This is a genomic window from Cloacibacillus sp. An23 (genome assembly GCF_002159945.1).
Taxonomy (GTDB): Bacteria; Synergistota; Synergistia; order Synergistales; family Synergistaceae; genus Caccocola.
Genome location: NZ_NFJQ01000005.1, coordinates 192665 through 207886, shown reverse-complemented (window position 1 = coordinate 207886; position 15222 = coordinate 192665). Strand labels below are relative to the sequence as shown.

Below are 15222 nucleotides of genomic sequence, written 5' to 3'. Positions count from 1 at the left end.
GGAAGGAGCGAAAAGCTGATGCCAGTTGTGAAAACAGAAGCGCATGAGCTGCTGAGCCTGACGTATCAGCCTTTTTATATGGATGGGAAGCTCCGTATGGGCTTTACGGCGGGCTTCGCCTTCGACCTCGCGACGGGGCGTCCGGCGGAACCTACGGCGGCCTTCGCCGCCGCGATGGGCGCGCTCGCCCCCGGCGAATGCCTCGACATGGGCGTGCCCAAGAAGGAGGCCGAGTGGCTGCTCGCGGGACGCGCCTACGCTCCCGGCGGAGCGCCGTCCAGGGGCACGATAGTCTCCGTGCGCGTCGGCGAGAGCCGCCGGAGATTTCTTGTAGAGGGGCGCGAGCCCTTCGTCTCGGCCGGGCTCGGCTGGAGCTCCACGTGGGGCAGCGACGCGGAGAATCCAGACGGCCCGCGCCCCGGCAAGGGCGAAAAGCCGCCGGTCACTGACGAGTCCGCGCCATACGGGGCGCCCGCGTGCATGGGGCCGCGAGGCGCGTGGCCCTGCCGCATGGGGCGTATGGGCACCTACGACGGCAAATGGCTGCGCGAGAAATGGCCCGGCGTCCCCGACGATTTCGACTGGGGCTTTTATAACCTGTCTCAGCCGCCCCAAAGACTGCCGAAAGGATTGCGCGGCGGCGAGACGGTAGCTCTCGTCAACCTTAACAAGGATTTACCGTCCATAGAGACGGCGGTTCCGAGGGCGGAGGCCGTCTTCTCCTTCGTGACGAAGGACGGAGCCTCGCGCAAGGCCCCGCAGCCGGACACGCTCTGGCTCTTCCCCGACGCGGCAGTCGGCCTGCTGCTGTGGCACGCCGCCGTCGAATGCGACGACGAGGCCGGCGCTGGCATAGAAGAGGTAAACGTTTCGCTGAACATAGACGGCGAGCCGGCGAAGGCCGCCGCGGATTACGCCGCGCCGCCGGAGGAGCTTCCGCCTGTGGAGCCGCACGCGCGCGCTGAGACCGCGGGAGCCGAAGCCTCAGCCGCCGTCGCAGCGGACGGCGCGGCAGCCGCGGCGGCGGAAAAGCTAGAAACGCATGACGCCGCCTCAGGCGAGGCGCAAGCCTCCGCGGAAGCGGAAAACGTTTCGCACGCGCAGGCCGTTTCTGCTGCGCCAAGCGGGGAAAGCTTCGCCGTCTCCGCCTCGGAGCTGCGCGCGGACATGCGTAAGGAATTTGAAGAGTCCCTGCCCGGGATAAACGCCGAGCTCGCGAAAGCCGGCCTGCCGCCGATGACCGCGGAGCAGGCCGCTGAGACGCGCGAGCGTATAGACAGGCTCTCGGAGCGGATGGCGGAGCTGTCGGCCCGGGCCGGAGCGGCGAAGCCTCCTGCCTTCGAGGAATCGCTGAAACGCGCCGGAGTATCCGACGCGCAGATAGAATCCGTCAGGAGGGCGCTCGACATCCTGGTGCCGAATATAGAGGACTTCAAGGACAAGGCCGCGTGGAAGGCGGCCTCGGACGCCTACGCCGAAAAATTCGGCGCGGCGATAGGAGCGGACGCCGGCGTCGTATCGAGGATGAAGAAGACGCTCGCCTCGCTGCCGGTCGGAGAGAGCGAGGCTGCGCCCTCGCGCGGCACGGCGGACTGTGCGGCGCAGCTCGTGAAGGCCGGTATGGAGCCGGCCGCCGCGGCTCGCTTCGCCGCCGCGCTCGAGGAGGAGGTGCCCTACGACCCGCGCGAGCTGCTCGACTACGCGTCGCGGCTCGAAGCGGCTGCCGGCTTCCCGAAGGACTCCGTAAGGGGACGCATAGAAAATATACAGAAGAAGATGAACGAGCTCGGCGTGACGATGGGCGGCGGCGCGGCTCCTGCTGCGGTCCCCGTCGCAGCGTCAGCCGCTGAGCCAGCCGTTTCGGAAAAATCCGCCGAAGCCGTGGAAAACACGGCGGAGGCCGTGCGCGGGGCCGCGGAAGCGCCGCTTTCGCGCGAGTCCGCAGCCCTGCTCATCGCCTCGGGCGGCTCGCTCGCGGGGGCGAAGCTCGACGGCCTCGACCTCTCCGGGATGGATCTCTCGGGGCAGGAACTCGCCGGGACTTCGTTTATAAAATCCAAGCTCGACGGCGCGAGCTTCAACGGCGCTTCGCTCGCGGGCGCCGTGCTCGCTGGCGCGAGCCTCAAAGGCGCGTCGTTCACAGGCGCGGACCTCAAGGGGGCCGTCCTTTCGTCGGCCGCGGCGGAGGACGCGGACTTCACCGAGGCGCTGCTCGAGGGCGCGGACATTTCCGGCGCGGCCCTCGCCGGCGCGTCGCTCTACAATACCGATGCGCGCGGACTTCGCGCGCAGGGAGCCGCGCTGAGCCGCGCGCGCGTCGCCTTCAGTGACGTGAGCGCCTCAGATTTCTCGGGCGCGGACCTGCGCGGCGTGGATTTTCACGAATCGAAAGCGGACGGCTCGAACTTCGCCGGAGCCGCGCTCGGCGGCTCGACCTTCTGCCGCGGTTCGAGCGCGCGCGAATGCAGCTTCGCCGGGGCCGGCCTGACGGAGGCGAACTGGACGGAGTGCGACCTCACGGGCTCGGACTTCACGGGAGCCGAGGCGGGCGGCGCTTCGTTCACGGACTGCCTGCTCTCCTCGTCGCGCTGGACCGGAGCGTCCGCGCGCGGCGGCGATTTCTCACGTAGCCGCCTCGACGGGGCCTCGATGCGCGGGATAGACCTTTTCCGCGGCTCGCTCAGGGAGGCGCGCCTTCACGGCGCTGACCTGTCAAAGAGCAATCTATTCGGCGCGGACCTCTGCCGCATATTCACGGACGGAGCTACGGACATGAGCGGCGCGGACTGCGGACAGACCGTAGTAGAGGCGAGGAAGGGGAGGTGACGGCGTGGCGGACGAAGTAAAGGGGCTTGACGAAATAATGGCGCAGGAGGCAGTCAGTGATGCTGACTTCACGGGATGCGGAAGCCTCGGCGGGCTTTCGTTCGCGGGGAAGGTCCTGACGAACTGCCGTTTCGACGGAGCGGAGCTGACGGGAGCGGATTTTACCGGCTGCCGCGCCGAGGGCTGCTCCTTCACGGGGGCGGAGCTCTCCGACTGCACGTTCGAGGACGCGGAGCTCGGCTGCTGCGACTTTTCCGGCGCTTCTCTTCGCGGCGCGGCGTTCGTCCGCGCGAGGCTGACGGAGTGCGGGCTCGGCGGCGCGGACATGACGCGCGCATTCTTCCATGAGAGCGCGCTCTCCGGCTGCTCGTGGCCCGGAGCACGCCTCAGCCTCACGACCTTCATGGAGATGGAGACGGCCCTGCCCGACTGGGTGGATACGGATATAGAAAAGACGCACTGCGCGGGCTGCCGCCTCGACGGAATGAGGATGACGCGCGCGCGCGGCGCGATGCTGGTGCTCCAGGGCTGCTCCTGCCGCGGCGTGACCGCCGAGGACTGCGAGCTCACGCAGATAGTCGCGATGGAGACGGATTTCTCCGAATCCCAATTCCTTCGCTGCTCTCTCGGCCTCGCGGGCTTTATCGGAAGCGTCATGAACAAATGCGTTTTCACCGGCTCCGACCTGACGGCGGCTCATTTCGCCGGCGCTTCGCTCGCTCTGGCGGACCTCTCGGGCGCTCCGCTCGAGAAGGCGAATTTCACCGGCGCCGACCTCTCTTACGCGAATCTCTCGCGCGCGAGGCTGCGCATGGCGGATTTGTCTCACGCGAACGTTTCACGCGCGCGCTTCGACGGCGCCGACCTGTCCCTCGCGAACGGGCACGGAGTGCGCTTCGGCGGCGCCTCGATGTCCGGCGCTCTGACCGGCGGGCTGCGCGGCACTGACGAGAAACTGCTCAAGGCGGAAAATTTCCGCTTCGGCGGCAAGTAACGGCTTTATAGATTTTTTATCACGCACGATGATGGTTTAGTGGAAAGGGGATAGACGGTATGGGATACGCACTTCCGATAGAAGCGGACGGCGCGCTCGTCAAGGGGACGGTAGCGGGCGTCGGGGACGACGGCGCGATGCTCGTGCGCACGCCGCGCGGACTGGTGCGCGCCGAGCGCGCGGCGGGATGCCTGCTCAAGCCGCGCTGCGGCGACGTTGTGCTGACGGCCTTCCTGCCGGGCGGCGAAGCGTGGGTGACGTGCGTACTGGTTCGCGGAGACACGGAGGCGGAGATCGAGCTTCCGGCGAAGACGGCGCTCCGCGCGCGCGAGCTCTCGGTCGAGAGCGAAAGCGCCAGCATAGTCTCCCGTTCAATATCCATGGAGGGAACCGTCGTGTCGATGGGCGGCGGACTTCTGCTGCAGGGCTTCGCGGCGGTGCAGACCGCGGCCCGGCGGCTCGGCGAGCGCATCGCGCGCAAGAGCGGACATTACGGCGAGCTCTCCGAGCGCACGGACGGCCTCGACGAGCGCCGCGCCGGTCGTATGCGCGTGGAGAGCGAAGCGAGCTACCGCCTTCGCGCAGAGAACGCCGACGTGCGCGCCAAGGCGATGCTCGACCTCGACGCCGAGCGCATAAAGGTGGGCTAGGATGTTCGCGCTCACACTACAGGGCGGGACGTGCATGAGCAGCGCGCCCGACGTCTGCAAGACGCCGACGCCCGGCGGCCCGGTCCCGATCCCCTACGTGAATATATTCATGTGCAATATGGCGCTGCCGAACACAGCGTGCAAAAAGGTATTCATATCGGGCGCGCTAGCGCTCAACGTGAAGTCGCAAACCGCGATCTCGAACGGAGACGAGGCGGGCACCGCCGGAGGCGGCGTCGTATCGTCGAAATTCATCGGCAAGGGGGAATTCGTCTCCGGCTCGAAGAAGGTCACGCTCGAGGGCAAGGCCGCGGTCTCGCAGGGCGCGACGACGAAGCACAACGACGGCAACACGGTGGGTCTCTGTTCCGTAGCGGCGCAGGCCAAGGTAGATGTCGCCTAAGCGTTTCGGGCTTCTCTGCGCGACAGCAGTATTCGCCGCGCTCGCGATTTTTTCCGCGCCGCGCTGCGAGGCCGCGAAGAGGCCCGCGCCGCCGCCCGACGGGGCGCTCAAGCCTTCGGAGGTCGTGTGGAGCCAGGCGAAGGACGGCCTCACCGTCGCGATAACGGCTGCGAATGACCTGAATTTCGCCTACGGCTCGCCGCTCGGGATAACGGTCTGTCTGTATCAGCTCTCGGACATGGCCAAGTTCTCCGAGCTCGCGTCGTCCTTCGACGGCGTGGCGAAGCTCCTCGGCGGCGGCCTCGACCTTCTCGGAGGGGCCGCGCTCATGAGCAGGGTCGTATACGTCCAGCCGGGCGAAAAAATTTCGCTGACACTCGACCGCATGGAGGGCGCGAAATATTTCGCCGCCGCGGCGGGCTACGCGCACGGTGACGCCGCTCGCTGCTCGGCCTACGTCCCTTTTCCCGTGAGGACGACCGTAATAAAATTGAAACGGCGCAGAACCACATACTACACCGCGGGAACTCTCGCAGCCGGAGTTTCTCTCAGCGCGGAGGCTGTAACCGTCACTGGAGGTGAAGGTATAGATGAACGATAATCCTGTTTTTTGGGAACACGGCGTGTTTTTGCAGCCGCAGCACTTTCAGCTCGAATACATCCAGAACGTCAGGAGGACGGCGGCGGCCCTCGCTCTGCTCAATCCGTACCTGTGGGGGGTGCGCCGTCTCGAGGTGAACGAGAACGCCGTTGCGAACGGCGTCTTCGAGGCCGTCTCGATGGAACTGCTGCTTCCGTCGGGTGAATGGGTCTCGCTGCCCGGCAACGCGTGGCTCCAGCCTAGGCCCTTCGGGCAGGCGTGGACGAACCCTGAAGCGCCGCTGACAGTCTACGCCGGCATCGCGGAGTTTCGGGAAAGCGGCGGCAACGTCGTGCGCGCGCAGTCTCCCGACGAAGCGCCCGAGAACTTCCGCTACGCCGCGCCGCCCGAGCCGGACGAGGTGCCGGACTACTACTGCAGCGGCCCGGAAATGTCGGTCTCTACGCTGCGCTACAACATGCGCCTCTGCTTCGGCGAGGAGGAGGGCGGCGCTCTGTGGAAGATGCCGATCGCGCGCCTCGTGCGCGACGGCGAGCGCGTCCGCCTCGACGAGCGCATGGCCCCGCCGTGCGTGGATATCGGCGCGTCGCCGGCGCTGCACCGTCTCGTCCACGACGTCTCCGACACGCTGCTCTCGCGCAACCGCCATCTGGACGAATACAAGATAACGACGAACGACGGCAACTGGCAGGGGATACAGGGCCACGGCGCCGTCCTCATAGCGATACTGGGCCTGCTCGGGCGCAGCATACCGGAGCTGAACCGCTGGCTCAGCGCGCCGAACGCCCACCCGTGGGAGGTCTACGGCTCGCTCTGCCGCATCGCGGGCGAGCTCTCGGTTTTCGCGCCCGACATGTCTCCGCTCGGCGAGACGCGGCAGGGGGCGCGCGTGATCCCGCCATACGACCACACCGACCTGTACGGCTGCTTCAGCGCCGTCTCCCGCGTGATAATGCGCCTCGTGGACACGCTGGTCATGGGGCCGCAGTTCATATTCGACCTCGAGCCCGCCGCCTCGCCCGGAGTGTTCTCAGCCGTGATGCCGCGCGGCGCTCTCTCGGCCGGAAGCTACGACTACTGGCTTCTGCTGCGCTCTCCGGGCGGCGGTGACCTCGCGGGGGCGCCGGCGCTCGGCAAGCTCGCGCCCAGTTCCGAGATATCCGACCTGATGACGCAGGCTCTGCCCGGCGTGCGCATGCGCCGCAGCGAGCAGCCTCCGATGGGGCTGCCGAGGCGCGGAGACACGCTATATTTCAGAATAGACTCCAACGACCCGCTCTGGCGCAGGCTCGAGGCGGACGGGGAGATATCGTACATGCTGCCTGGCGCGCCTGATGATCTGCGCGTCCAGATAACGGTAGTCGAGAGGTGAGGGCATGAACGGGTTATGCGAACGGTTCGCGCCGCTGATGGCGGAGACGCTCCACTACGCAGGAGCGCCCGAGGGGCTTGAAACGCCGCTCGCCGAGGCTAACGCGCGCATCGTTGAGCTCGCGGGGCGCGAGCGCTCCGCCGTATCCCCCGGAGAGTCTCAGTCCGCCGCCGGGCGGCGCGCGCTCGAGCAGGCGCGCCTCGCCGTATACGCGTGGGCCGACGAGCAGATGATGAGTTCTCCGCGCGCCGATGCGGCGTCGTGGGCCGCCGTCAGCCTCCAGTTCAGATACTTCGGCACCTCGGAGGCGGGACGGCTCTTTTATCAGGAGCTAGACAAGTGCCTCGATTCGTGCGGAGCGCCGCGCCGCGTCAGAGGCGTGCCGCGCGACGGCGCGGAGGAGTCCGCCGCCGGGGATATGACCTGCGCGGAGCTGGACGGCGGCGCGGAGGGAAGCTGGCGCGAGCTCGACCTCGCGGAGCGCTTCGACGCGGCGGCCTCGCGCGGCTGCGGAGAAGGCTTCGAGGCCATCAGGGTGTTCGCGCTCTGCCTCCTCTTCGGTTTCAGGGGCGCGCTCTACGGCGACGCCTCGCTTCTTGCGCGCGTCCGATCGTCTTGCCGCGCGCTGTTCGACGACGAGCCTGAGCCGGAAGCGCCGCCCGCGCGCCGCCTCCCGAAGTACGGCCTCGCCGTAGCGGAGCGCGCCGCCTACGTGGCGCTGCCGCTGCTGGTCTGTCTCGTATTCGCGCTCTACTGCGCCGGCGTTCTGGCGAACGCGCCGTTCCACGGCGTTCCTTGATCTGTTCGGAGGAAGGTGCGGCTGAATGAAATTTCTTTCCAAGGCTTTGAAATATATCCTTATCCTGCTGCTTCTGCTCGTCCTGCTCGGCGCGCTGACGGCGCTCTCGTGGTACGAGGGCTGGCCCGTCTTCACCGGAGCGGCGGCGGTGCTCGGCATCGCGGCCCTGTACCTCGTCTGGCGCGGGCTGCTCGCGCTCTGGCGCTGGCGCGACAAGCGCGCCTTCGTCGCGAAGGTGGCGAGCGGGAGCCCGAAGGCCGAGGCCGAAGTCGCCGGAGGCTCCGTGAGAAGCGCGTGGAACCAGGGAATGTCATGCATACTCAACTCGCCGTCGCGCTTTTCGCGCCGCTTCGGCGCGAGCCAGCCGTGGTTCATAGCCGTCGGCAAAGAGGCCGGCGTTGAAACGCCCTTCGACGGCTTCGGGCGCAGACTGCCGGAGGGGGAAGCGCCGCTGCGCTGGCACTTCCTCGGCTCGTGCGTCCTGCTGAGCCTCAGCTGCGGCGACGAAAGGACGTGGGAATCCGAGCTTGAGGAGCTGCTCGCCGCGCGAAGACGCTCCGCCCCGCTCAGAGGAGTGGTGCTGACGCTGCGCGCGCCGGAGCTCGAGGCGATGAGCGACTTCGAGGCGGACGCTCTCGGGCAGGATCTCCGCGGCAGGCTCCACCAGATAATGATGACCGCTAACGCGCTGTACCCGGTCTACATACTTGTCGAAGAGATCGAGAGTCTGCCTGGAATGGGCGCGCTTCTATCGCGCTGCCTGCCCGACGGGCCGGAGGGCGCGCTCGGAGGATGGAGCGCCTGCGCACCCGGAGGACGCGCCGCGGAGGCCGCCGCCGGAAAGCTCGAAACGTTCCTGCTCGACGGCGCGGCGCGCGGAGCCGCGCCTCACGGCGATATGCTGACGGCGCTCCGCCGCCTCAGGGGGCTCGCGCCGAAGCTCGACATATTGACGGAAAACCTGTCGCGCGAGCTATCGCACCAGGTCAACCCGGAAATAGCGGGAGTGTTCTTCTGCGCCTCGCGCCCGTCGGGCCGCGGCGAACACCGCCGTCCCGCGTTCGCGGGCGAGTTCGTCTCGCGCGTCCTGCTCGCCGCGCCGCAGCCGAGGCCGTTCACCGGAATCCCCGTCGGTGCCGGAGGTAAGACGGCGCTTATGGCCGGCTGGCTGCTGCTGACGCTCTCGTTCTGCGGGCTGACGGCGGCCAACACCATATACCAGTACAGGATATTGTCCGACGACCCGCACGCGGCGGAGAGCCGCTACGGAAGAGAAAGCGCCGGCGTGCTCGCGGGAGCCGGCGGCGACATGTCCGAGACCTACGCGCGCCTCTACTCCGAGATGACCTACATACAAAAGCTCGAAAGGGCGCACGAGTCGTGGTATCTGCCCAAGATGGGCGAGGATATGCTCGGGCGCGCTCTCGCCGGAGTCAAGCGCGACTACGTAAGCGATGTGAACCGCCTGATCCTCCGTCCTATGACCGACCAGTTCCGCGCTATACTCGCCGCTCCATCCACGCCGCAGACGCGCGCGCGCGACATGGACCTCGCGATAGAGCTCGCGTGGCTCTCCGCCGCGCTCGCCGACCGCCTCGGGCAGTCCGGCCTCGACGCGGCGGCGCTGCACGGGGCCTCGGACGACGCCGGCTCCTTTCCTCTGACAAGACTGAACGAAAAGGAATGGACGCCCGTGACCGGACAGCTCATAATCAACTCGCTGCGTTGGACGGAGAGCGAGGATCAGCTTTCCGCGATAGCGGCGGAGATGCGCTCGCTGCTCGTCCAGAGCTTCACGCGGCGCGGCAGCAACCTGCTCAACGACCTTACGGCGCAGCTCAACTCGTCGCACAGCACGGAGAACGTGCGTCTATCGCAGTTCTGGCGGCATATACCGATCCAGAGCGATGCAGACGCGCAGGTAGAATTCTGCTACACGGCGGCGGGACGCAAAGCAGTCCGCGACACGATAGAGGACATCGAGGACATAGCCGGCGGCTCCGGCGTGCTGAGCGTCTACCTCGAAAACTTCAGATCGGAATATCTGCTGAACTACGCCAAGGCGTGGGAAGATTTCGCGCGCCGCTTCACCGAGGCCGGCCCGTCGCTCAGAAACGAAAAATTCGAGTTCTATTCCGATTACGAAAAGATAACGAAGGTATCCGACCTTCCGCACGTCAAGGTCTACCGCCGCATCATGGCGGAGAGCGCGCCGCTGCGCGAAAGCAGGGTCAGCCCGCCGTGGGTCGGACGCATGCAGCAGGTAGACGCCGTCGTAGCGATGGCTCTTGCGAACAGCGAAAGCAAGGGCAAGACGCGGCTGTGGAACATGTTCTCCGCCGTCGAGTCGAACCCCGGGCTGCTGACGCAGCTCCGCTCCGGCGTCAAGAGCGAGGCGAAGGTCGGCGATTTGGTCAAGGCCGAGGCCGACATGCGCTCGTTCTTCGAAAACTGCGGGACTTTGCTGGGCACGGTCTCAAACCCCTCGTCGGCCTTCTCGCTATGCTCGGCGAAGTTCGGCCGCGAAAAGGGCGCTGAGCACCCCGAGGCGAAGCCATACGACGACGCGGCGCTCAGCTTCGGCGAGGCCTTCGCCCTCATAGACGAGGAATGGTCGCCGGCGCGCGAGGTGCTCGGCGGCATACTGGACTTCATCGCCGCCGAGGCCACGGCCGAGACGGCGCAGCTCATTCAGCGCCGTTGGGAGGACGAGGTGCTCAACAGCCCGACCGTGCTCTACGGACGCGGCGGAGGCGAGGCGATATTCGGCGAGACCGGCGTCGTGCCGCTCTTTGTACAGAACAACCTCGGCGACCTGCTCTCGCACCGCGGCGGCGCGCCAGTCCCCTCAGAGTGGAACGGCGCTCAGTTCCCATTCGACGACGGCTTCCTCCAGATGCTCGTGGAGGGCGCGAGCGCCGCGTCGCAGCCCCTGCCGCCCGAGCGTAAGGACTCCTTCCGCGTACACATAAGCTCGCGCCCGCCGATAGTCAACGCCGGAGCGAGGCTGCGCCCGAGCATGGTGACGCTGACGCTCGAGGGCGAAGACGGCCCGCAGCAGCTCGTCAACCAGAACTACCCGCAGGAGGCGGCCTTCACCTACAGCCCCGAAAAATCCGGGCGCGTGACGCTTGTAATCAGCTTCCCGGGCTTCGATATGACGCGCGAATACGGGAGCTTCAAGGAATTCGTGACCGACTTCCGCATGGGAGAAAAGACCTTCTTCGCGATGGACTTCCCGAGCGTATCGGACAAGCTCGACGCGGCGGAGGTCAAGACCGTCAAGGTGCCGGTGATAGTCTCCAACACCTCCGGCATCTTCGACGACGCCAAGGCCGCGGCTCCGAAATATCCCGAGCTGCCGGCGAACATAACAAGGCTGGTGACGCGCAGATGAACTCGCTACGGACCATATTCCGCTGGATGCTGCTGATATGGCTGATACTCGTGCTGCTCCTCGGCGTCGCGGTATCGCGCAGCACGCGCACAAGCTGCATAGGCAACACGATGGCCTTCCTCTTCTCGCGCGGCGAACGCGCGGCGGAGCTTCCGCCCGCGCCGCGCCCGCTCCCGCCGGTCGAGACGCCCGCGCCTTCGACGCCGCCCGCGCCCGAATGGACGGAGCTCGCGAAGGGCTCGTCTCCCGGAAGCGGGACGCTCGGCAGCCCAGAGATACAGACGCTCGACGGCGGGGCGGTGGCGCTTGTGCTTCCGCTCGACGGCATTGCGGGTAACGTGTCGTTCTACAACCCGACAAACGTCAACGGGGCCACTGTGGACCTCAAGGGCGAGTGGAAGAACGCTCCGTTTATGAAAAAACCGATGAGCGGCGGCTGTCTCTCGCTGATACAGACGGCGTCGCACAAGGGCTACCTGCGCGTCTCCGGCGTGGCAGCCAAGGGAGTCGCGCGTCTTTCCGCGAAGGCCGAATACTCGGAATCGCGCGGGGCCGTCCGCGTCGTATTCTCGCCGTCGGAGACGCGGGGTAAATAGGCCGTGTCCTCCATACGCTTCCTGGAGCGGATGCGCGCGATGCAGCACGACCCCGAGCGCGGGAACTTCGAGGACCCCGCCGAGGTGCTTCGCTCCGTCATCGGCTACGTGGGCAAGCTTCTGAACACGCGGCGCGGCAGCAGCGTGCTCGACGAGGAGTTCGGCATTCCGGACTTCACGAGCATCGGCGTGAGCTACAGCCGCGAGGACATTCCGCGCTTCGAGAAAGAGATAGCGCATTTCATCGAACGCTGCGAGCCGAGGCTGCGCGGCGTGACCGTCACATACGCGCCGGACCCGGCGGAGCCGTTCAGCGTCAACTTCATACTCGACGCGGGGCTGGTGCTCTCGGGCACGGAGACTCTGCCGGTCCAGCTTATGACAAAGATAAATTCTTCGGGCAAGGTGAGCGTCAGCGACTGACCCAGCCGCGCGGGGCGGAGGTGCGGCATGCCGCCGCGTTCCGCCCCGCATGGCTCCCCGTACGTCATGAAAGGAATGATACGCGATGGCACAAAACGCGGACAGCGAACTGTTCCGCTTCGAGGCCGAGGGCATGGCGGAGGACACCTTCCGCGTCCTCGGCTTTCGCGGCGCCGAGGGGCTCTCGAGCCTTTTCTCCTTTGAGATAGACCTCGTCAGCGAAAACCTCTCCGTAGACCTCGGCGTGCTTCTCTCCGGGCGCGCCAGGCTCACGATAAAGCGCGACGGCGCGCCCGACGCGGTATTCGCGGGCCGCCCCGCCTCGGCGAAGCAGACCGGGCACTTCAAAAACTACGCATACTATACCGTACAGCTTCGCCCGGCCTTCTGGAAATTCACGCAGCTCGTGCAGAGCGCGATATTCCTGGACAAGACCGCGCCCGAGACCGTCGAGGAGCTCTTCGCCTCCGAGCGCTTCTTCCCGCTCGCCTACGAAATGCGGCTGACGCGCGGCGACTACCCGCGCCAGGAATTCGCGATGCAGCACGAGGAAAGCCTCTACGACTACATAACGTGGCGCATGGAGCGCGAAGGGGCATACTTCTACTTCGCGCCCGACGGCGACACGGTGATATTCTCAGACGCGCCGCAGTCGCACGACGGCTCTGCGGGGACGCTCTATTACTCTCCCGCGACCGGGCTTGAGGGCGGCAAAAGCGGCGAGGTCGCGACATATTTCTCGCTCTGCCGGACGCCGCTCCCGGCGCGCGTCGTCGTGCGCAGCTACAGCTGGCGCAGCCCGAACATGCCGATAGTCGCGGAGGCCGAAGTGTCGCCCGACGGCTTCGGCGACGTCTACCTCGCGCACGAGCACGCCGAAACTCAGGCGGAGGCCCTCCGCATCGCGGAGATACGCGCCGAGGAGCTGAAATGCCGCGGCAAAATATACAGCGGCGTCAGCGCCTCGCCGCTCGTGCGCCCCGGCGCGGTATTCACGCTCGACGGGCATTACAGCCCCTCCTTCAACCGCGACTACATGGTGACCGAGGTCACTCACGAGGGGTCGCAGGAGTCATTCATATCGCTCGGCCTCGGCATCCCGCTGCGCGGAGCGAAAGAGCACCTCTTCTACCGCAACGAATTTCGCTGCATAGAGGCCGATACGACGTACCGCCCCGAGCGCAAAGCTCCGCGCGCTAAGATAACCGGAGTAATGCGCGCCTTCGTGGACGGCGCGGGCGGAGGCGCGCGCGCCGAGACGGACGAATACGGGCGCTACAAGCTCGTCTTCCCCTTCGACGTATCGGGGCGCAGCGGCGGCAACGCCTCGTGCTGGATACGAATGGCTCAGCTTCAGGCGGGGCCCGACAGCGGCTTCGCGCTGCCGGTGCAGCCCGGCGTCGAGGCGTTAGTATCGTTCGAGGAGGGCGACCCGGACCGCCCGTACATCTCCGGCGTCCTCGCCAACGGCGAGACTGGCAGCATATACGGCTCCGGCAACCGCAACATATCGGGGCTGCGCACAGCGGGCGGCAACCAGATAACGATAAACGACGAGGATAAAAAGCAGGGAATCTCGATGCTTATGCCCTCGGGCAACGGGCTCATGATGTCCGCGGGGTCGTCCGACCTCACTGTGAACGCGACCGACACGGCACTGCACGCTACATCGACGTGCAGCACAGATCTCGCCGGAGTGGTCAAGACGAACCTGTGCGGCTTCCGCAATCTTACATGCTCTACCACCGACCCGAAGGCGCTCGCGACGTGGGCCGCCACATGCTCGTCGTTCGGCACGGCGGTCTCCGATACTCTCTCCTCGCTCAGCAAAGCCTATTCGGGCGACACCTCGAACGCCCTGTCGTGGGGGGCGGACGGAGTAAAAGACGCGATGCTCGCGCTCAATATGGCCCTCCAGCTGATCAATATCGGGATAGCGCCGAAGACGGCGTACAACATGGCGATGACCGTCAAGGACGACGGCACGGCGACCTCTCTCGTACAGGCCAAAGCCGGAACGCCCGAGCTCGTCGGCCTCTTGTCCACCCTGGTGCTGAGGGTTTGTGGCTCCGTCATGGATGTGGCGGAAGCGATCATCGAAGAGCCGGCCTCGGATGACAATAAGCTCTACTACGACAAGAACTACAATAAAGTCAGCAAAGCCGCGGCGCAGCGCAGCTACACCACGTCGTCGCTCGCGTCGCTGCTGCCGGAGCTGACGTCGTTGATAGTGATGTTGGTGGCCATGTATAAGCAGGAGGATAAGCTCGGCGGTATCTCGCTCAACGCCGTTAAGGCGAACGTCAACATGAACGCCGGCACCTCCGTCACCGCGAACGCCGGGGAGCATATACTGTTTCACGCGGGCGGCGTGCCGCTTGTGGGAACGCCCATCGACAACACGGCTGGGCTCGCCGGTACGGATGCGGTGCACGCGTCTTTGCGCATCAGCGACCCGAAAGGCCCGGCGCACTGGGGCGTCGGCCGCGCCGACGGCGACGGGGTGGCCGACGATATAATCAGCGCAGACAACGATTTCCTGAGAAACACACAGAAAATAACAGTCATGAGGCCGCCGCATCACAGTATAGCTTCCATATCGGACCTTATATACGGCAGGGCGACGGATACAGTCTCGATTTCCAAGAGAGACAGCGTGGACTATGCCGACGAGTGGTTCATTGCGCGCGGCGGCAGCAAAGGCTCTACAGTAAGCCTCAAGCAGAAGCAGTGGCTCGGCTACGCGCCCTCGGACGGGAAGCTCAAGCTCGGCGTGCCCGTCACTCCCGGCGACTATCCGTCGGAGGCGGACAAAATCAGCGACGATACAAAGCTGTCTGGGCTTGTCGTCGACAATGCCAAAGCCGCCCTTCAGTACAAGGACGGTTCGAGCGCCGAATTTAAGGATAAGTCGGCGCTGATTAAGATAAAAGACGGCGCGCAGATAGAGATGAACGACAAAGACGCGAACATTTCGTCTAAGACCGTGAGGCTTACCAGTACCGCCGACTCACATGCAAAGGTCGTCGTCAGCAATACCGGCGTGAACATATACGGCCTCAACGTCAAAGGCTCAAAGTTGACCAGCAAGGATGCGCTCACCATCAGCTCAAACGGCTTCATAAAAATAGGCTGAGCCGTGGGCGCGCCCCGAACGCGCC

The 15222-nt window shown here is 65.9% G+C and carries 11 protein-coding genes; all 11 read left to right on the top strand.

Annotation, left to right across the window (positions count from 1 at the left end):
* Positions 1-18 precede the first annotated feature (18 nt).
* The 11 genes from B5F39_RS06615 (at position 19) to tssI (ending at position 15197) form a co-directional block, all read left to right on the top strand.
* Positions 19-2826, top strand: coding sequence for a DUF2169 domain-containing protein (locus tag B5F39_RS06615; protein WP_087365194.1), 2808 nt, complete (start codon positions 19-21; stop codon positions 2824-2826).
* A gap of 4 nt (positions 2827-2830) precedes the next feature.
* Complete coding sequence (locus tag B5F39_RS06610) at positions 2831-3820, top strand: pentapeptide repeat-containing protein (RefSeq protein ID WP_087365192.1); 990 nt, start codon at positions 2831-2833, stop codon at positions 3818-3820.
* Positions 3821-3879: 59 nt separating this feature from the next.
* Complete coding sequence (locus tag B5F39_RS06605; RefSeq protein WP_087365190.1) at positions 3880-4470, top strand: DUF3540 domain-containing protein; 591 nt, start codon at positions 3880-3882, stop codon at positions 4468-4470.
* A 1-nt stretch (position 4471) separates the two neighbouring features.
* Entirely contained in the window at positions 4472-4873 is a 402-nt protein-coding gene (locus tag B5F39_RS06600; RefSeq protein ID WP_087365188.1) for a DUF4150 domain-containing protein, read from the top strand.
* Positions 4863-5474, top strand: coding sequence for a type VI secretion lipoprotein TssJ (locus B5F39_RS06595; RefSeq protein WP_087365186.1), 612 nt, complete (start codon positions 4863-4865; stop codon positions 5472-5474). Before B5F39_RS06600 ends, B5F39_RS06595 begins: the two co-directional genes overlap by 11 nt.
* A complete protein-coding gene (tssK, locus tag B5F39_RS06590; RefSeq protein WP_087365184.1) occupies positions 5464-6846 on the top strand; it encodes a type VI secretion system baseplate subunit TssK in 1383 nt (460 codons plus the stop codon). The genes B5F39_RS06595 and tssK overlap by 11 nt, the downstream gene beginning before the upstream one ends.
* Positions 6847-6850: 4 nt before the next feature.
* Positions 6851-7645 carry a DotU family type IV/VI secretion system protein gene (locus B5F39_RS06585; protein WP_087365182.1) on the top strand — a complete coding sequence of 265 codons (795 nt, stop codon included), beginning with the start codon at positions 6851-6853 and terminating at the stop codon, positions 7643-7645.
* A gap of 25 nt (positions 7646-7670) precedes the next feature.
* Positions 7671-11042, top strand: coding sequence for a type VI secretion protein IcmF/TssM N-terminal domain-containing protein (locus B5F39_RS06580; RefSeq protein WP_087365180.1), 3372 nt, complete (start codon positions 7671-7673; stop codon positions 11040-11042).
* On the top strand, positions 11039-11638 hold the full coding sequence (locus B5F39_RS06575; protein WP_087365178.1) for a hypothetical protein: 600 nt from the start codon (positions 11039-11041) through the stop codon (positions 11636-11638). Before B5F39_RS06580 ends, B5F39_RS06575 begins: the two co-directional genes overlap by 4 nt.
* Positions 11639-11641: 3 nt before the next feature.
* On the top strand, positions 11642-12061 hold the full coding sequence (gene tssE, locus B5F39_RS06570) for a type VI secretion system baseplate subunit TssE (RefSeq protein WP_087365176.1): 420 nt from the start codon (positions 11642-11644) through the stop codon (positions 12059-12061).
* 85 nt (positions 12062-12146) lie between these two features.
* On the top strand, positions 12147-15197 hold the full coding sequence (gene tssI / locus B5F39_RS06565) for a type VI secretion system tip protein TssI/VgrG (protein WP_087365174.1): 3051 nt from the start codon (positions 12147-12149) through the stop codon (positions 15195-15197).
* Positions 15198-15222 lie beyond the last annotated feature (25 nt).